The 18,632-nt window shown below is 62.6% G+C and carries 14 protein-coding genes, 1 pseudogene and 1 other annotated feature; of the genes and pseudogenes, 5 read left to right on the top strand and 10 right to left on the bottom strand.

All coding sequences use genetic code 11. The features are described 5' to 3' along the window. Positions 1-46 precede the first annotated feature (46 nt). The 8 genes and pseudogenes from H0487_RS05390 to H0487_RS22865 all read right to left on the bottom strand — a co-directional run. Positions 47-925 (bottom strand): hypothetical protein, encoded by an 879-nt coding sequence (locus tag H0487_RS05390; protein WP_183093201.1) that lies wholly within the window; start codon positions 923-925, stop codon positions 47-49. A 4-nt stretch (positions 926-929) separates the two neighbouring features. Beyond that, the gene (locus H0487_RS05385) at positions 930-1,772 is read right to left on the bottom strand and encodes a hypothetical protein (protein WP_183093200.1); all 843 of its coding nucleotides are present in this window, start codon (positions 1,770-1,772) and stop codon (positions 930-932) included. Between the two features lie 2 nt (positions 1,773-1,774). Beyond that, complete coding sequence (locus tag H0487_RS05380) at positions 1,775-4,855, bottom strand: type III restriction-modification system endonuclease (protein WP_183093199.1); 3,081 nt, start codon at positions 4,853-4,855, stop codon at positions 1,775-1,777. A 4-nt stretch (positions 4,856-4,859) separates the two neighbouring features. Further along, entirely contained in the window at positions 4,860-6,803 is a 1,944-nt protein-coding gene (locus tag H0487_RS05375; protein WP_183093198.1) for a site-specific DNA-methyltransferase, read from the bottom strand. A 23-nt stretch (positions 6,804-6,826) separates the two neighbouring features. Beyond that, positions 6,827-7,528 carry a DUF4391 domain-containing protein gene (locus H0487_RS05370; RefSeq protein WP_183093197.1) on the bottom strand — a complete coding sequence of 234 codons (702 nt, stop codon included), beginning with the start codon at positions 7,526-7,528 and terminating at the stop codon, positions 6,827-6,829. Next, the gene (locus H0487_RS05365) at positions 7,525-10,803 is read right to left on the bottom strand and encodes a helicase-related protein (protein WP_246382998.1); all 3,279 of its coding nucleotides are present in this window, start codon (positions 10,801-10,803) and stop codon (positions 7,525-7,527) included. The genes H0487_RS05370 and H0487_RS05365 overlap by 4 nt, the downstream gene beginning before the upstream one ends. A 63-nt stretch (positions 10,804-10,866) precedes the next feature. Continuing rightward, entirely contained in the window at positions 10,867-11,094 is a 228-nt protein-coding gene (locus tag H0487_RS24450; RefSeq protein ID WP_376766666.1) for a hypothetical protein, read from the bottom strand. Positions 11,095-11,971: 877 nt separating this feature from the next. Beyond that, positions 11,972-12,507 (bottom strand): annotated as a pseudogene (locus tag H0487_RS22865) (TSCPD domain-containing protein); the annotation flags it as partial. Positions 12,508-12,740: 233 nt separating this feature from the next. Between H0487_RS22865 and H0487_RS24205 the strand changes: the two are divergent. The 3 genes from H0487_RS24205 (at position 12,741) to H0487_RS05345 (ending at position 16,270) form a co-directional block, all read left to right on the top strand. Next, the gene (locus H0487_RS24205; RefSeq protein WP_220793108.1) at positions 12,741-13,700 is read left to right on the top strand and encodes a YDG/SRA domain-containing protein; all 960 of its coding nucleotides are present in this window, start codon (positions 12,741-12,743) and stop codon (positions 13,698-13,700) included. Positions 13,701-13,903: 203 nt separating this feature from the next. After that, the gene (locus H0487_RS05350) at positions 13,904-15,295 is read left to right on the top strand and encodes an ApeA N-terminal domain 1-containing protein (protein ID WP_183093196.1); all 1,392 of its coding nucleotides are present in this window, start codon (positions 13,904-13,906) and stop codon (positions 15,293-15,295) included. 138 nt (positions 15,296-15,433) lie between these two features. Continuing rightward, entirely contained in the window at positions 15,434-16,270 is an 837-nt protein-coding gene (locus tag H0487_RS05345; RefSeq protein WP_183093195.1) for a hypothetical protein, read from the top strand. An 87-nt stretch (positions 16,271-16,357) separates the two neighbouring features. Here H0487_RS05345 and H0487_RS05340 read toward each other — a convergent pair whose 3' ends face one another. Continuing rightward, a complete protein-coding gene (locus H0487_RS05340) occupies positions 16,358-16,609 on the bottom strand; it encodes a hypothetical protein (RefSeq protein WP_183093194.1) in 252 nt (83 codons plus the stop codon). A 176-nt stretch (positions 16,610-16,785) separates the two neighbouring features. Next, positions 16,786-17,823, bottom strand: a complete 1,038-nt coding sequence (locus H0487_RS05335; RefSeq protein WP_183093193.1) for a hypothetical protein — start codon at positions 17,821-17,823, stop codon at positions 16,786-16,788. Between the two features lie 176 nt (positions 17,824-17,999). Between H0487_RS05335 and H0487_RS05330 the strand changes: the two genes are divergently transcribed. Both H0487_RS05330 and H0487_RS24200 read left to right on the top strand, forming a co-directional pair. Then, a complete protein-coding gene (locus tag H0487_RS05330; RefSeq protein ID WP_183093192.1) occupies positions 18,000-18,320 on the top strand; it encodes a transposase in 321 nt (106 codons plus the stop codon). Further along, positions 18,278-18,421 (top strand) — a sequence feature (AL1L pseudoknot). It overlaps the preceding gene by 43 nt. Then, a partial coding sequence (locus H0487_RS24200) for an IS3 family transposase (RefSeq protein ID WP_183093191.1) occupies positions 18,332-18,632 on the top strand: 301 nt, incomplete at its 3' end. It overlaps the preceding feature by 90 nt.

Raw genomic sequence — 18,632 nt, 5'->3', positions numbered from 1 at the left:
GGTCCGAAGTCGTGAAGTTGGGGCTCGCCGGTCAAGTCTCATCGTTCTAGACGCGTCCGGCTCGAACCTCGCGCCAGGCGGTCAGCGCCGCCTCGTGCTCGGCTCGTTGACGCGCGTATGCGGCGTCGAACTCGACCTGACGGCCGATACGTTCAATTCCTGCGCGCGCCTTCCGATCCTCCCAGGCGGTAAGGGCCGGGTTGCGAATCTTGCGCGCCTGGGACCCCCAGCGCTTGATGCAGTCCGTTCCCACCCGATGCCTCTGACTGTTGGGGTTAGATAACGCCCGCCCGCACATCACGCAGTTGTACGAGATGTCCCAAATCGTCGAAGGTGGCGCGAACCCGACCCACGCTCCCCAAGCCTTCTGCAGACGGGGCCTTCGGGGCTTCTTTCCAGCGCGCCGCCGGGCTTCGGACCGCTCGCGCCGAGTGAGGCGAACAGGCACCTTCCTCTCCTCGATCGTGGGCGCGACCGCATCGTGCTCACCCAGCGTCTCGACGAGCTGAGGCGCATCCCCCGGGACCTTGTTGAGAACCGATACAGGGCGCACCACAGGTTCAGCGATCGCTCCGGCCTGCCCAGCCAGGAGGGCCGCCATGTCGGCGTCGAGGTTGGAACCCCAGAGCGTCTTCACCCCGAGTGGGGTGCGCACCCGAGCCCCCTTCTTCGGTCCCGCGGGCCCGCGGACGATCTCGAGGGGCAGGGGGACACGCATGACCTTGGCTCGCACGGCTCCCTTGACGAGGATCAGCGCTCGGTCCGTGAGCACCGCAGCCACCCAGACATGAGCACCGACGTTGTAGGAGGCGCGTGCGACCTCGCCGTTCTCGAGTGCACTGGTCAGCGCATGCCGCATGCCAGCGTCTTGGAAACCCGCCTCGGCGTTGAGCGCCGAAAGCCGAGGATCGTCAAACTTCGCCACAGCCCTAGAACCTCTCGCGAGCAGCGCCATACAGCTCCTGCAGCGCTGCCCGGAAGTTCCCGAGATACTCCGCCAGGATGTCTGGCGCGTCGAGATGTTCCACCATTCCGGACGCCGACGGCACAGCGGCGGCAGCAAGGGAACCAAGTTGTGGGTCCATCATTCGAATCACTGCAACTTCTTCACCGAGGAGCGCCGCAAGTTCCCCCGCGCCGCCCCTATGTCGCTGCACCTCGGCCGCGTACCGCTTCTGGAACCCCCTGATCTGCGCATGTGGGAGATTGAAGCTGCTCTGGACCCGGGCTCCTCGGTTTCCCTCGTCGTCGATTTCATACATGGGGCCGAGCGCCGCGAAGCCCGCCTCGCGGGCCCGTTGGTACTCGTCGTCGATCGCCCCCAGGGAGTCGACCGCCGCGGCGGCTGCTTGCTCAAGGCGGAACCCAATCCGGGCGAGAGTCTCGATGGCTGCGCGCTCGTTGGCGGCGAGCTGAATGAAGCGGGCAGCCTCAGCGTCTGAGAGATCAACGCCCTGTCCTGACGCTGATCGCTGCGCTTCCTTCCAGGACTTGAGTTCCTCAACCGAATAGATGGCGTCGTGGCGGTCCGCAGGTTTGTGGTGCACGCCGCACAGCAGGAGCAGGTTCTCGGGGCCATTCAGGTCGCCGGCGAATGCCGGGTCGTGGCGCGGCCCGCCAGGCGATTCCGAACGAATGTGCTCGATCTTGGCAACGACCGTCTCCCGACCGCGGCCCTCGTAGATCAAAGGGGTTTCGCATTCGGGGTAGGCACACCCCCGGGCTTGCCCGAACAGGAGCTTGATCGTGAGCTTGGTGTAGTTCCGTGACATCGTCATCCCACGACCAGTTCCATCAACTTCGAGTAGTTGTCGGCAACGTCGTACTTCACCTGGCCCTCAAACTTCTTGTTGACGTCTGCGAAGAACTTACGGGCGCATTCGATCTTGGCGTCCTCGACGCCCTTCAGCTGCAGGGTGGAGAGGGAGCCCTTCGTCTCGGCGACGAAGTACACGTGCTTGACCGAACCCTCCGTGAACGCGATCGCCCAGTCCGGGTTGTAGTTCCCGACCGGGGTCGGGATGAAGAACCCGCGGGGCAATTTGGCATACACCTCGACTTCCGTGCTCGTGTCCAGTTCCGTGACGAAATCCCGCTCGACTTTCGAGTCCGTGACGACGTAGTCGTACACATGCTTCTTGAGCTTCTCGCCGACCTTCGCGAAATCCTGGGCGCTCTGGTTCTCCGTGAAGATGGCGGTGTCGAAACGGTCCTCGAGCGCGTCGTACGCGAGGTGCTCAACGATGACCGTGGCCTTTTGCTCGTTGATCAGGCGTGCGGCTTCGGTGATGAACTGCTCCGGGTTGAGGCGGAACTTGGCGAAGGTGTTCGGGTTGATCCGGCCAAGAATCGCAGCGGCGGTGCGCCGGGTGAGCTGGGTCTTCTCAGTGATCTCCCCTAGCAGGTCGTACTGCACCTGAGACCCCGCGGACACAGTCTCGGTCTGCGTTGACGTCTTGGAGAGGTCGAATCCCGCGCCGCTGGCCAGGTCGTCAGCGTCTAGCGACTCTCGCTGCTGGCCGGCCTGAATGACGTACTGCATGGCGGCGACGTTCAAGTGGGTGTCGAGAGATGCCACGCACTTGCCAATCAACTCGGCAGAGTCGAACTCGACCTGGTAGACGGCCTTGTGGTTGATCCGGTTCCAGAGCTCCTGGAACTCCTTCTTCTTGAAGTTCGCCTCGTTGAGCGGGATCTTCTTCGGCTTTCGAGCGTCTGGAGGAACGGGCAGATCGATGTATAGCGCGTCGACCAACGGCCAGACGAAGTCAATCACGGGTTTCAGGACATCGAACGTCGGCGCGGCGAGGGTCCCGTTCTCCTTGGCCGCGATGTAGGCGTTGGAGACCGTGTCGTCATCGTTGATGTAATCGTTCTTGACCAGGTACTTGTAGAGCGCCTGGGCGAGAGCTTCCTCGACGACCGACTCGCCGTTAGCGGTGTGGATCGTCTTGCCGGCGAAGAACTTGACGCTGGCCTTCCGTGGCCGTGCCGCCAGCGACTCGGCAATCTCCTTCTGAAGTCCGGCCACGAAGTCGGTGTAGGACTCGTCGGTCACAACCGTCAGTTCGTTGATGTCGTGAACCGTGACCGGGTTGTCCATGCGCTCGCCGTGCTGGTCGACGGCCAGCCGCAGCCCACGTCCAATCTCCTGCCGTCGAGAGATGCTGTTGTCGCTCTTCTTGAGCATGCCCATGACGAAGACGTTGGGGTTGTCCCATCCTTCGCGGAGGGCCGAGTGCGAGAACAGGAACCGCACCGGCTCGTCGAACGAGAGCAGGCGCTCCTTGTTCTTCAGGATCAGGTCGTACGCCGCGACATCCTTGGACTGTCCCTTCTCGTCGCCAGTCTTGTGAACGTCGCCGTCGACGAGGCGCTTGCTCTTTTTGTCGATCGAGAAGTAGCCCTGGTGCACCTCGCGTGGCTTGTCCCGGTCGAGGTACTTCTTGTAGGCCGCTGTTGCGCCATCGAGCTCCAGCTCCCCGAGCACTTCCTCGACGAGTGCGGCGTACTCCTCCTCGAACAGTCGGGCGTAATCGCCCAGCGTGTCCTCACGGTCGTAGTCCCGATACTTGGCGACCTCGTCGATGAAGAAGAGTGAGAGGACCTTGATGTCCTGGCTGAAGAGTTCCCGTTCCTTGTCGATGTGCGCGCGGATGACCTCGCGGATCTGGATGCGTCGCTTGGTCTCTTCGGTGACGTCGCGGTCCGACAGCTGCCCAGCGACGACCACGTCGCCGTTGCTCAGCGTGATGGTGTCGTCGATCGCACTGACGTCGGTGACGACAAGGTCCTTGTACGCCTCAATGCCGTTTGCAAGGTCATGCAGCCGCGTTCCCACGGTGACGCGCTTGAGCTGCCGTTTGATCGGGCCGCCCTTGGTCTGGACTTCGAGTTCCACTCGGGCCGTGGGCGGCTGGCCCTTCTTGACTTCGATGGCATCGAGGTAGAGGTACGCCGTCGAACCTGCCAGGCCCTTCACCGTGATGCCACGGACGGCGATTTTCTTCACGAGCTTCTGGTTGTACGCGTCGAGTGCGTCGAGCCGGTGCACCTTGGTGTGCTCGACCTTGTGGGTGGCCGAGTAGCGCAGCACCATCAGTGCGTTGAATCTCGACAGTGCCTCCAGCGACTTAGGGGCCCCGATTTTCTGGGGCTCGTCGATGATGACGATCGGCCGGTTGGCGCTGATCACGTCGATCGGCTTGCGGGACTGGAAGTCGTCCAAGACGTCGTAGATGCGCCGGTTGTCCTTGCCTGTGGCGTTGAAGGCCTGGATGTTGATGATCATGACCTGCACGCCGGCGTCAGAACTGAACCGCTCGATCTCGTGTAGCTGCGACGAGTTGTAGATGAACGACCGGGGCTTTGTCCCGTAGGTCTGCTGGAAGTGCTCGGCCGTCACGTCGAACGACTTCTTCACACCCTCGCGGATCGCCACGGACGGCACGACGATGATGAACTTCGACCAGCCGTAGCGCTTGTTCAGCTCCATGATCGTCTTGATGTAGACGTAGGTCTTGCCCGTCCCGGTCTCCATCTCGACGTCGAGGTTGGGTGCACCTGGCGCGGCCTTGCTGTCAACGATTTTCGGCGCCAACGGCAGGTTGCGGGACTTCTGCACTTTATGAAGGTTGGCGAGCAGCTGGGCCGCCGAAAGTTCGATCTCGGCGTTACGAAGTCCTGAGTCGGGCGCCGTGCTGGTCTCGAACAGGGCCGGCGCCGCGCTGGGCTTCACCTTGCCCGGGTCGATGCGGTAGGAGACGCCAGTTCGACGTGCCTGCCCGGCGAATACCTCGACGACCGAGTCGACTGCTTCGGTTTGGTACTGCTGGATCTTGAACTGGAGCTTCATCAGGTCAGATGGCCTTCACGTCGGTCGCCGGCGAGAGCTCCTTGAAAGCCTGGTCGGCGTTGATCCGCGCGTCGTCTGAGGCAAACCCAGAGTCGCGGAATACGGCGCGGAGGGGCTCCTGCTTGGCGAGCGCGCGAACAAGTTCTGGGGTGACGTCATCGTCGAAGCAGGCCACCAGTGCACCCTCATCGACCACGAACACGGTTCTCCCCTCGGTCTGGTCGACCTCGATCGGGACGGCGAGATCAAGCCCCCAGTCGAGCAGGACCTGGAACAGTAAATCTTCGCCGGTGCGCCCGGGCTTCACGCTGTCTTCGAGGCCGGAAAGCGCCTGTTGGTCCGTGTCGTCTGGAGTCCGCAACACGTCGGCCATGTTTGTCGTGTCAACCCGGAGCGACCTGAACCCGGTGTCGAACTCCTGACCCAGGAGGCCGGCGTCGGCCTTGAGCTGCGCACCGGCGCGGCGAAGACGCTCGCGAGCGATATCAGCGATGGTGCTGTAGCCAGCATGATTAACGGCCTCGTCCAGCTGAACCAAGATGAATCGGCGGCGCCCGCCGTCCGCTGCGTTGAGGCTCATGACGGCGTGCCCAGTCGATCCGGACCCCGCAAAGAAATCCAGAACGACGGCCTCGCGGTCGCCCTGCGTTACGGCGTCGATCCACCTGGCCAGAACCCCCACGTCCTTGGTGTAGGGAAAGGCGTCGGAGTCCAACAACTTCTTTAGTGCGTATGCCGCGCTAGCCCGCTCCTGCGTAAACACCGGCTTGATGGCCTGGGTATCCATCTCCTCGAGATACCGTTTCAGCGCGGGCGTGCTGGTGTGATCAGGCCCGAAGATCACGCGACCCTGGGCGATACGATCGGCCATCGTGGCAGGGCTAAACCGCCATCCCTCCCTCGGCATCTTGACTGGCAGCCCCGTAACCGGATGAGCGAGGTCGTATCGAGACGTACCAGTGGCAGATGGCTTCGCCAGATTGTCTGTACGGAAGGGTCGGCCCGTCTCATCAATCTGGTCGTATCGAAATACGGCTGGTTCAAGGTCAGCACGCATTTCTCTGAGCCTCTTCCGAAACGCCGGCGTGGCCTTGGCAGAATCGTGGCCGGATGCGTCCCAGACCTCTCGCGCAATTTCCATCACCTGAGCGTGGCCCTTCTTAGGCTCCGTCCATCGCACATCAGCCTCAACCAGGCCAGCGACATTCCGCGCATAGATGAGCATGTAGTCGAGGCCTTGCGACGTGAAACGAGCGTCGTTCTTGCTACCGCCTTGCCACACGACGTTCGCAAGGAAATTGTCGCCGCCGAACACCAGGTCGAGCAGCTCTCGAAGATTCCCGTGTTCGTGATCGTCGATCGCAGCAATAAGCACGCCATCGTCGGCAAGCAGGTTGCGCGCCAACTTGAGGCGCGGGTACATCATGCTTAGCCAGCTCGAGTGGTAGCGGCCGTTGGCCTCCGGATTCGCGACGAGCCGCTCGCCAGAGTCAGATCTCTGGCCCGAACGCTCCAGGTACTCGGAGATCGTCTCCGCGAAGTCATCTTCGTAGATGAAGTCGTTCCCAGTGTTGTACGGCGGGTCAATGTAGATGAGTTTGATCTTGCCGAGGTACGACTCCTGGAGCAGCTTCAGCGCATCGAGGTTGTCGCCCTCGATGAACAGGTTCTGCGTCGTGTCGAAGTCCACCGACTCGTCCCGAATGGGTCGGAGCGTCTTTGCGATCGGAGCATTGGCCGCGAACGCCGCAGCGCGCTTGCCGGGCCAGTCGAGCTGGTATCGCTCCTGCGGGCCCTCGACTACGTGATCGGACAGTTCCTGGCGGAGCAGATCGAAGTCCACGGCACTGAGCGCGTTTCCTTCCGCGTCGACAGTTTCGGTGATGACGCCCGGGAACAACTCGGCGATCTTGGCGACGTTGCCCGCGCTCAGGTCCGGTGACGTCATTCGAAGCTTCTCCACGGTGGTCCTCAGTTCCTGTTGCCCACGGCGGGGCCATCGGTTGCACTCGTCAGATCTACGAGTGCGGCTTTCTTGGTCTTCAAGGTTCGGCGAAGCTCGACCTTTCGATTGAGCTGCAGTTCGTTCCGGAGCTTCCGCTCCAAGGCGGCGATCTCGCGCTCGAGCGCCCGCACCGTCGTGAGTCTGCCGACCACGTCCGACACATTCTCGCCAGCGCGCGACGCGACGGGCGTCAGCGGCTGCAGCAGTGCCGTGTACATGCTCGTCAGGTCGATGGCTGTCGGCAGCGGGGCTCGATCGTCGGACGCGGGTTGCCAGTCGGTGCTGAAGTAGGGTCCGAGCTTCGGCGCACCGGCGCCCAGCTGCTTGTGAGCGGCGACCATGCGGACGGCTCCGCCCGCGCCATCCCCTTGGCTGATCTCGAAGATGATCGGCGTTCGGACCGCCTTGTCGATCGCGGCGACCACGCCCTCCGCAACGTCGCCGTCCTTGGCTGCAATCTCGAAGACCTGGATCTCTGGGACCTCAGCGTTGCCTGGAAGATGGATAGTGGAGTCGGCAAGCTTATAGGCCCACGTGATGCGTCGTACGTCGGAGACGAAGCGGTCCTTGACCGTTGATCCGAGGCTGGCGTGTTCGTAGAACTTGCTCTTTGGAACGACCCGTCCGACTTCCGCCGCTTGCGGCCACCGGTAGAGAAGCGCCGTCATGCGATCCCCTGCTCTGGATCAACGACGGCCAGAAAGGCGATCAGCTCGAAGTCCTCGACGCCTCCGATGGCCTGGCTGAGGGCTGTGGTTGGGCCGTCGGTGAAGAGGCTGTCCAGGTCGCGTTCGTCGGTGACCTCGATCATCGAGCGGATAGCAGCAGTGAGAAGTTCGGAGTACTTGCCCATCTCGGCGCCTTCGCCGGTCGCGGCGTTGAAGACACGTGTGACCGCACCGACCGGTTCGTCGTACGGGCGGCAGCCGGCTCGGATCACGTCGAGTAGGTGCTTCACCTCGGTGTGGTCTGCAATCACGTTGCCGGCCTCGTCCAGGTAGACGAGATAGTGAGGGTGGAGGCGGTTGCCGCGGTCGATGCTCTCGTCAGCGTCCACATTGCGAAGGGCAAAGATGACGCCCGGCTTGAGTCCCTTGGCCCGGTCGGACGGGACGACAGCGTGGAGGCCCTTCGGGAGGGTGTCGAGTTCACCGTGCTCGCTGATGTACCCGAGCAGGTCCATCCGGAAGTCGTTGAGGCCGAGATCTGTGATGGAGACGCCTGCGCGAACGTCTTCGAGCTCGATGACCTCGTCCTGGAGCTTGCGGAGCTGCTCCTTTCGGTAGGCCGCGTCAGCACTTGCGGGGTCGAGGATGTTGTCATCGCCCACGGCCGCTAGGTCCGCGATGACCATGCGGTTCTCGACGCGCTCCTTGAGATTGATGTACTCGTCGAGCGAGATGTCAGGCCAGAAATTGACGAGTTGGATCTGTGCGTTGGTCGAGCCGATGCGGTCGACGCGGCCGAACCGCTGGATGATCCGGACGGGGTTCCAGTGGATGTCGTAGTTGACCAGGTAGTCGCAGTCCTGGAGGTTCTGACCTTCACTGATGACGTCAGTTCCGATGAGGACGTCGAGTTCGGCGGTCTCCTTCGGCATGGTGAGGTGGCGCTGCTTCGAGCGGGGCGAGAACAGCGTCAGGACCTGCTGGAAGTCGTGGCCAGGACCGAGGGTCGTTTTAGCTGCGTGCGCTCCCCCGGTGATGATCGCGCTCTCGAGGCCCGCCTTGCTGAAGGAGGGCGCGAGCTCGCGGAACAGGTAGTTGGCCGTGTCGGCAAAGGCCGAAAAGATCAGCGCCTTGCGGTTGTCTGGGTTGATGGGGTTGGCGGCCTTGTCCTCGATCAACTTCTTGAGTCGCTGGAGCTTGACGTCGTGGTCGGGTGCGACCTTCTCCATCTCCTCCAGCAACTCGCGAAGGGTCTCGCGGTCGTTCCACAGGTCGCGTTGCCAAGACTCGACGTCGATGTCCTCCAGGTCGATCTTGATCTTCTCGCCGAAAGACAGGGCTTCGACGTTGGCGTCGTCATCGTCGTCGACGTCGAGATCCAGGTTGGCGAAGTCCACATCGAGTTCAGACATGGCACCTGGGCGAGTCTCGAGTCGCCCGATGGTCTTGTCGACGGCGGCCTCGATCTTCCCGACGGTCAGCCTGAACGCTTCGACCGAACTCTCCAGACGCTTGAGCAGGTTGACCGTCATGAGCTTCTTCAGCCCCTGCTCGCGGCCCAGCTGACCGAGGTTGGACCGCGCGGTACCGCCCTTGACGTTGTAGAGGTCCTCGTACTTGCTGATCCTGCTCGGAAAAACGTACGCGAGCGGTGTGTAGACCGCGAGCGTTAGTGCCTGGATCTGTTCGAAAATTTCGTTGAACGTCGCGACACCGGGCAGGTCGGTCAGCGGTGCCCGGATCGAGACGGGTGGAAGCCGCTCGGGGAACGCTCCGATCTCCGTGGTGTCGTAGAAGGCCTGGATGTGTTTCCGAGATCGGGCGATGGTCACCGAGTCCAGAAGCTCGAAGAAGTCGAAGTCGAGCATCTTGAGGATCTGGTCGGTGGTTCGGGCCTCGGGTGGCAGTTTCGACCAGTCGTTGAACACACGCTGCGCATCGCTGAAGACCTTCTCGACCGTTGTCGAGAGGTTGAGGTGCTGGGCGAGGTTCTCCGACTCTCCCTCGTACGCGAGTTGGAGCTGGTTCTTCAGGTCGTTGAACCGGTTGTTGACCGGTGTGGCCGAGAGCATCAGGACCTTGGTCTTGACCCCTTCGCGGATCACCTGGCGCATCAGGCGCTGGTACCGCGACTCCTTCTCTTCCGCGTAGTCGGCGTTGCGAAAGTTGTGCGACTCGTCGATGACCACCAGGTCGTAGTTGCCCCAGTTGATCCGGTCCAGCCGGAGCCCCATCGACTCCCCGCGAGTACGCGAGAGGTCGGTGTGGGCCAGCACGTCGTAGTTGAACCGGTCGCTGGCGAAGATGTTCGTCGTCAGGTTGGCGTTGTAGTTGGTCCAGTTCTCCGACAGCTTTTTCGGAGCAAGCACGAGTACGGACTTGTTGCGCAGCTCGTAGTACTTGATGACGGCCAGCGCGGTGAAGGTCTTACCGAGGCCAACGCTGTCGGCGAGGATGCAGCCGTTGTAGGTCTCGAGCTTGTTGATGATGCCGGTGGCGGCGTCACGCTGGAAGTTGTAGAGGCTCTTCCACACCAGGGTCTCTTGGTAGCCCGTGCGGTCGTTCGGGAGCACGTCTTCGCTGATGTCGTCGAGGAACTCAGCGAAGAGGTTGTAAAGGATCAGGAAGTAGATCCGGGCTGGGGAGTTCTCGGCGTACACGCTGGCAATATGCTCGACAACCGCCTCGGTCACGTCGTCGAGCTGCGCTGGGTTGTTCCAGATCTGGTCGAACAGCGCGATGTACTGCGACGTCATCGGGGCGTCGTCGATTCGATGCACCATGTTCGACACCGCGTTGCCCCGTTCGTAGCCGAGGTCCGCAGTCGTGAAGCCCTGGAGCGGCATGTACGCAGCCTTGTCATCGACCACGGCAAACTGTTGCATCGGGTTGCCGGTGGAGTTCGACCGAAAGCGGACCTTGCGCCGGACCCACTCCGCGCACTCCTTCGCGATCGCGCGCTGGGTCAGCTTGTTGCGCAGCCGAATCTCGAACTCGGAGCCGTAGAGGCTCGACTCGCCGCTGCCTGCCGTCGGGATAAAGAACTCCCGCCGTTCCTTGCGCAGCTTGTCAGTGACCTTGTCCGTGACGAACGAGGGCGAGGTGAAGATGAACTCCAACTCCCCGACCGGCTCGAGCTCCTTGCGGAGCGCCTCGAAGGCGAAGATCGAGAAGGTTGACGCGGCAATGCGCAGCCTCGAACCAGGCGCGATCTCCTTCTTGAGATCGTCACCCAGCAACTCGTTCACGTTGTCGATGATCCGCATGACGGTCATATCTTTACTGAAGCCGGGCGCCCGCGACGAGAAACGCTGCGCCAAATTTGCGGCGGCCGTTTCTCAGTCGAATCCTCGGCTGCAGCATGGGGCTCCCGCAGCGCAGCGCACGGCGGGCCTCTCGATGACCTCGGCGGCCGACCCGCTCACCTCCATCGGCTCGTACGAGCCGGTCTCGAGGTGGCGCTGGCGCTCTTCAGCGGAGTAGATGCCCAGCGAGGACCGGGCCTGGAAGTCGAGGTAGTCCAGCGCCCGCCGACGGGAGACGTAGTCCATCAGCGACTGCGACATCGGGACGTCCGGGTCGCCGGTCAGACAGCCGGCTCGAAGCGCAGGTTGGTGAACTTCGAGACGTACGTCTCCCACCCCGCTCGAGGTCGCGTACAACGCGGCCCAAAAATTGACCCATCCAGCACTCGCCGGCCAAGGGAACGCATAGGAACGAAATCCAGTGCCGATTCGGTTCTCGTCAATGATCCGCTTCTTGGGGTCCATCTCATTCACAGGAGCCAAATTTGTCTTGTCGCTCAACAACGCCCAACGTAGATTCTGTGTCGTAGATTTCACCGCGCCAGGAGTCCGGCCATGCCAACGATTCGGTACCGATGCACTTGTCACGAATGCAAGCACGAGTGGACAAGCCACGCCGATACCAAGCGGCCTCCTGCGTATTGCCCACAGTGCAGGAGCAGAAACTTCTCCTCACGTCCACTCATCAGCGGCTAACGGAGGTCACCATGGAGGAAAGCCCTCTCTTCGAGGACATCAAGGCCGCAGCGCGCGTCGGGCGAGACCTGAATCGGTACGAGTCGCAGGGAAACCAGACGGTCGAAGCCGCGGAGCGCGGGCGCCGCACACGCCCTGATGGCACGGTCGAGGACTACGAGCGGCTGGAGTTTCGTCGGGACTAGATCGTCGTATCTCGCAACCCGAAGTTGCGGGACCGTCTAGTTTGATCGACGCACGCGCCTCCGTTGTCGTGCCCTCTCCAGCAGCTACGCCTGAGAGCATATAGCCCCATACGGGCTGCGCGTGGACCTGCAGATCAACAGGACGTCGAAGGGCGGCCACCCTCTCGGGCGACCGCCCTTCGACGTACTAGCTCAGCTCAGCTGCAGCCGCTGNGGCCACCCTCTCGGGCGACCGCCCTTCGCCGTACTAGCTCAGCTCAGCTGCAGCCGCTGGTGCTGCCGCAGCCCTCGCAGACGTAGCAGGAGCACGCAGGCCGCATCTTGGTGCCGCACGTCATGCAGAGGGGTCTGTCGACGGCGTGGCCGGTGATCTGCTCGAGAAGCTCGGCGGACGTCCGGACCTAGGGGGCCGCGGGCGACTTGTCGCCGATGACGATCTCGGCCTCGGCCTCGACCACCTCGGCCTCGGCCGGGGCGGCGGTGCCGCGGACGACCACGGGCTGCTCGATGAGCTCGGCGGCGGAGCCGGTCTCCTCGATGGCTCATACGAGCCGGTCTCGAGGTGGCGCTGGCGCTCCTCGGCGGAGTAGATGCCCAGCGCCGAGCGGGCGTCGAAGTCGAGGTAGTCCAGCGCCAGGCGACGGAAGATGTAGTCCATGATCGACTGGCTCATCCGCACGTCCGGGTCGTCGGTGAGGCCGGCGGGCTCGAAGCGCAGGTTGCTGAACTTCGACACGTAGGTCTCCAGCGGCACGCCGTACTGCAGGCCGATGCCAATCGCGATCGAGGAGGCGCGGACGAATTCTCATTCACGCGCACGCGAGCTGGGAGGGGCGGGTGTGACGGCCCCAAGGCGTTAACCGCGACCACGCGCACGGCGGAGCAGCCCCACGCGTCACTGCATCACCTTGAGCGGGGTCCCACGACGTGTGCTGTTCGCCTGACGTCGACACCCGTGGTCACGCAAGCTAGGTCCGTGCCACATTCGATAACTCCCTCCTCGACGGTCGACAGTCGGATCCCGCGGTGACGACGTACGTCTTCGGAGAGATCCCGGGAAATCCTGTCGGCACCACCTACGCGGACCGCGGCGCCGCGATGAGAGCTGGCGTCCACCAAGTCCAGATGCAGGGCATCAGCGGGAACGGCCACGTTGGCGCCAACAGCATCGTCGTCAGCGGCGGCTACGCGGATGATGAAGACCACGGCGACGTCATCATCTACACGGGCGCCGGCGGCAACGACACGCAGACGAAGACTCAGATCGATCATCAGAGCTTCTCGCAGCACGGAAACGCTGGCCTGATCCTCAGCGAGGAAAATGGACTCCCCGTCCGTGTCATCCGGGGTAGCGGCGGAGACCCTCTCCACTCCCCCGCGACTGGCTTCAGGTACGACGGCCTGTATCGGGTCGAATCGCACTGGTACGAGACCGGACTCCAGGGATACCGGATCTGCAGATACCGGCTCGTCAAGCTGTCGCCGTCCGAGGCAGAGCCCTACTCCCTTGCTCCAGGTGACGCTCCGGGTTCCGCAGTCGGAGCACCAGGAGGCGCTCTGGTCAAGGACGGAGCCAAGCGTCGAAAGCCCGGACCTCCGCCGCTGGGAGCGAAGAAGCCGTCACGCAATGCCGGCGTCCAAGTGCGCGTGGTGCGTGACACCGCCGTGTCGCACTGGGTCAAGGAGCTCTACGGCTACGCCTGTCAGATCTGTGATCAGATCCTCGACCTGCCCGTCGGCAACTACGCCGAAGGCGCCCACATTCGCCCACTCGGCGCCCCGCACCACGGACCCGACACCGTCGACAACATGCTGTGCCTCTGCCCCACGCACCACGTCCTTTTCGACAAGGGTGCGATCGTCATCACCGACGACCTCGGCGTTCTCGACCACCACGGGCACGACCTGGGGACGCTGACGGTGAAGGCCGGCCACCTGATCTACCACGACCACTTCCGACACCACCGCGATGGCGCTGGCTTCTGACGCACCCGCCGCGTCGAACCGCCTAGATTGCAGCGGGTCGGCGGGAGCGCATCAGCGTGAGCACGGATCCCATGCCGTCAAGTCGGTCGCGCCCCGAAGCGGTGGCCGGCCTGTAGCGCGCAAAGGAGGAGAGCAACAGTGCGGGCGAAGAGACCGTGCCGGTGGCAAAGTGGCCGGGACAAGTCGGCAGCGAGGAGGGACCAGTGGCGCCCCGGAGCACGAACGACGGCGATAACCAGTCCTTGGACGCGCTCGGTTACTGGTGGCTGCCAGATCATGAAGACCACAAGGTTCCCGGCCGGTTCACCTGGGACCCAGAGAAGGGTGGCGACCTCGATCTTCTCGGGGAACTCATTCCACTAAACCTGAAGGACAACGTCCTCGCCAGTGGACGGGTCCAGAAGTACAGGGAGCGGCGGACCAAGCTTCAGAATCAGTTTTCTGTCATCCACGGCGTGGTGCGGCAACAGGCGTACACACTATTGAATTCCTTCAGCCTCAACGGTATCGACCTGTCAGGGCTCGAGGAGTCGCCCGAACATGTCGCGACGAACGGCGTACTTGTCGGCGCCTGGTATATCGACAGCGACGATGTCGAAGCCGACCGCGCAATTGTTCATATGCGACATCTCACCGAGTGGATTGATACTGACAGCCTCATCACGAGGCATCCCCATCTGGACGGGGATCCGGATGGTCCGTATGTCACGATCACTGCCCGGCAAGCGCCCACCTTCAGCGCAAGGTTCGCGGACACCGAGATACGCGTCTTCAACGAACTTGAACCGACCGGCGACCGGCACATCCACAGCGGCGTCAACCATTCTTGGCGCCTGGCGATCGCGGCCGACGAGATGAGTCGGCTCGAGAAGTTCACCGACATCGCAACCGACATCCGGGCACTCGTAACTATCGGCACCGGAAAGACCGCTGATATCGAGAAGGTCGTTCTTCAGCACCCCAACCTTGCCAGACACAATCTTGCAGGCCAACCAATCCCCAAGTTCCGAGACGACATCACTTACTACTCGCGCTGGTCTCACCGCAGCATTGACACCGAACCAGTCGAGCGCCGCGAGATGTACTTCAACCTCGCTCAACTTGGTGGCCCCGACGTGATCACCCGATGGCTCTTAATCGCAGCCACGTACCCGACCGAGCTCCGACGGGTGATGGCCACCAGGTACACCGACACGATGTACCTCGAAGATCGCATCTCGAACACGTGTGCCGCTCTGGAGTCGTTCGACGAAGTTCGACGCACCGTTCAGAAGGGCGAGGCGACGTTCAAGGAGCGCGTTCGAGCAAGCGTCGCGAACGCTGGCCCGCCGTTCGCGAGCCTCATCGTCGGCACCCTCGACGAGTGGCTCACCAGTGTGGTGCGCGCCCGCAACGACCTCGCCCACCACGGCGCCGGCTTCCGGCTGAACGCGACGGCGGGCGAGCACCTTCTGGCGGAACAGCTGTACTGGCTGTTTGCGATGAACCTGTTGCGCGAGGCGGAAGCCGGCAGCGGAGTATTCGAGAGGATCGCCGATCATCGCGAGCTCCAGTGGCTGGTCCGGCAAGCGCGCGAAGGTCGCGATGCCGAGTAGCTGAGTCGCGGCGGACCCAAGAGACCCAAAGGTCGTCGCGCACCCGCGAACGAGCAGACATGGACCTCGGCTGCCGACGACCGTTTTCGGCACAGACCTCATGAGCCGTTGTCGGTGGTGACAGGCACGATGAGGATCGTGTCCCAGTCGAAGCCATGCATGTTCTGTTTTGCCGAGCGTGGCAGCAACATCAGGCGGAGTGCTGAGCATCTCCTGAGCCGACCCGTGGCCAGGGCCTTCGGCATCGATCGCGACAATGGCGAAGTGTCCCGGTTCAGCGGGGATCGCAGGAACTCGACGGTGCGTCTAAACGGCCTCAAGCGAAAGTCTGTCTGTGTTGCTTGCAACAACGGATGGATGAACCAGCTTGAGCAAGCTATGCCCAATGTGGCCGCGTGGTTCTTCGCCGGAGACAGATCACTGGACGAAGGGTTGAATCTGACGCTGCGTAAGTGGTTGCTCACCCGCCATCTTCTACTGTGCGAAATCGACGGGAACACCGCGAATTTCGGCGATGTGGACGAACTCGAAGAGGACTATGTCGTGCCGCCATCAAGCCTTGCGCGAGCGGTCTACGAGGACACCGTTGATGCCATCGCTGGTGCACCGATCGCGCTCGGTCGATCATCCGCAGACCTTGACTTTGCGTGGGCATTCGGGCATCCCGCCGTACGTCCCGAAGGTCGTCCACAACTCGGCAGGTTCGCCGCAACGAGCGGGCTGACCATGCGCGAGTTTCAAGCCTGGGTCACTACGCCCATCATCTTCGACTACGAGATTTACGCACCCCCTGAGTTGCAGCTGTGCGTTCCAGGACTCCGCGCCGAGGACCTCGAACGACGCCCCGGCATCCCGAGGTCGACCGACCTAACCGTCGCGTTCCGCGGTGTCGAAGAGACCGCCGCAGCGATCGATCGTCTTGCGAGCATGAGCGAGTCCGAGATCCGCGCGATCTCCGGCGGCTCGACCACCTAGTTTCCCTCGAGCGCCCTTGGTGCACCCAGAGCACCGGTCGTATATCGATGCGTGCGTCAAACCGCCGGCCTGCGACAAGGCAGTCGCCTACTCGCCCGCGGGCTGTGGTGCAAGGACGAATAGCTCGCCGGTGTCGCCGTCGCGCTTGACTACCCAGTCGTCGCCTTGGGTGGCAAGGAGGTACTCCGAAATCAGCCGAACTGATTCGAACGGACCGCGGTTGGCAATTTGAGTGACGGTGACGGGCTGAAACTCAATCGAGGCAGGGTCTTGCACCGCCTTCCACGCCTCAAGCGTCTGGGCATGCAACTTGGTCGTGTCGGCAACCTCTTCGTCCATGATCGGAGCCTACGTCGCTCTCAGTTGCAGACACCGCTGAGGACGAGACCCGGCCTGCTGCACGAGTCGGTGATACCTGCCTCTATCCGGCGCGAGCGAGCTCGCTGAAAGCGTGGATCTGCGAAGGACTAGCCACCGAACTGATAGGACCGTTCGCACAGTTCGTCGCTGGTGACCTACTCGACAGGCAAGTACTCGAAGTGCTTGAGGATCGCAGCTGTCGCATACCCGTCAATCAGCATGTACTTGCGGACCAGAGCCGGGGAGGTGGCGTAAGTCCGGAGCATGTGTTCCACCCGAGACGTGATGGTGTGGCAATGCTGGACCACTAGGAGATCCGCAGGACTCTCTGCAAGACGCTGAATCTGGTCCCCATTCTTTCCGAGGTCGGCGATCTGCATGGGTCGGAACGCTGCAGGACCCTTAAACGCTATTGCGGCCCGCACCGGTTCCCCGTCGATTGACAAGAAGCGCGTCCACAGATCGTACTGCTCCCCACCCCAGTCCTTTGGCACCTCTGACTGCCCGACGATTTCAGCGAACCAATTCTTCACAGCCTCCTCGGGCACCGTCCGAAGCATGTCCAAATCGGACGCTGCTCCGCGAGAGAAGTCGACGTCCTTGAATTGATCGACTTGCTGCGGCCAAACGTGCGCCACGTCGCCAATGGCCTGCGAAATGACTCGGTTACCGTATGAAAAAAGCCGCTGCCCGACGGCAACGGCGCGAAGAGATATGCGCCCCTCCCCGGCATCGTCGATGAACGCGAGCATGAAGCCCTTCCGCGTGTGTGACATGAGATGTGCGCCAGTGTCAGACGTAACACGGGAGGCGTTTACCTCAGCCTCGAACTCCAGCGTCGGATCGGTTGCCAACTTCCCCCAGACCAGTCCTCGATGGTCGAGCGAATCTCGCTTCGACTTGTAGTAGGCGTCCTCGATCCCACGGAAGTGCAAACTCTGCTCCAACCAGATCAGCCTGCCAACCGCCAACTCTCCCTTGAGATGTAGCTCGTTAAGGGACGGCACTTCCAGCGCCTGAAACGCAAGAGCGAGCGCGCCCTCTAAGAGATTTCGCGTTCTTGCACGCGCAAAGGCCTGGTCCATATGTGGCATCTGCAATGACAGTTGGGCGGCCCGTTCAGCGCCAAGAACCTTAAAGACTAGGTCGTGGTGGAGAAACCAGCTCTCCAAATCCGGGGCAAGCGACGTCACGTCAGGATTGTGCCAGCATGCCGAGACGCCGAGGTTGGGTGACAGTGCGCTCGACCTCCACCGGCCGCTCTCAGGGCCAATCTGAGCCATCTGCATCCGCGGGGCCAAGCGTCAACGGCGCGCTATGTCGCGTGCCGGTCTGATGGAGGCTCTCATTCCACGGAAGGATGAGAGTCATGGCAGCACCGAGGAAGTATCCCGACGAGCTTCGGGAGCGAGCGATTCGGATGGCAGTCGATCTGCGGCGTGACCCTGCGACCAGGTCCGGTGCACTGCGCCGGATCGGTGAGCAGCTCGGGATCAATCCCGAGACGTTGCGCAACTGGGTCCAGCAGGCCGAGATCGACCAGGGGCACCGTCCCGGTGTCACCAGCGAGGACGCCCAGCGCATCGCTGAGTTGGAGCGTGAGGTCCGTGAGCTTCGTCGGGCGAATGAGATCTTGCGGACGTCCGCAGCGTTTTTCGCCGCGGCGGAGCTCGACCGCAAGCTGAAGTGAGTAGCGCGGTGGTGGTCGACTACATCGATCAGCACCGCGACCGGTTCGGGGTCGAGCCGATCTGCCGGGTCCTTCGCCGGGCCGGGATACAGATCGCCCCGAGCAGCTACTACGCCGCCAAGACCCGGCCACCGTCTCCACGCGCAGTCGCCGATCAGCAACGCCTGGAGATGATCCGTCGCGTACATGTCGACAACTACGGCGTGTACGGGGTCCGCAAGATGCACGCCGAGCTGAACCGGCGCGGGCATCGGATCGCCCGGTGCACTGTGCATCGGCTGATGCGCGGCGACGGGTTGCGCGGGGTCAGCA

The sequence above is a fragment of the Nocardioides stalactiti genome (genome assembly GCF_014180715.1).
GTDB lineage: Bacteria > Actinomycetota > Actinomycetes > Propionibacteriales > Nocardioidaceae > Nocardioides > Nocardioides stalactiti.
Note: the sequence above shows the minus strand (reverse complement) of the source record. Positions and strands in the feature narration are given on the sequence as shown.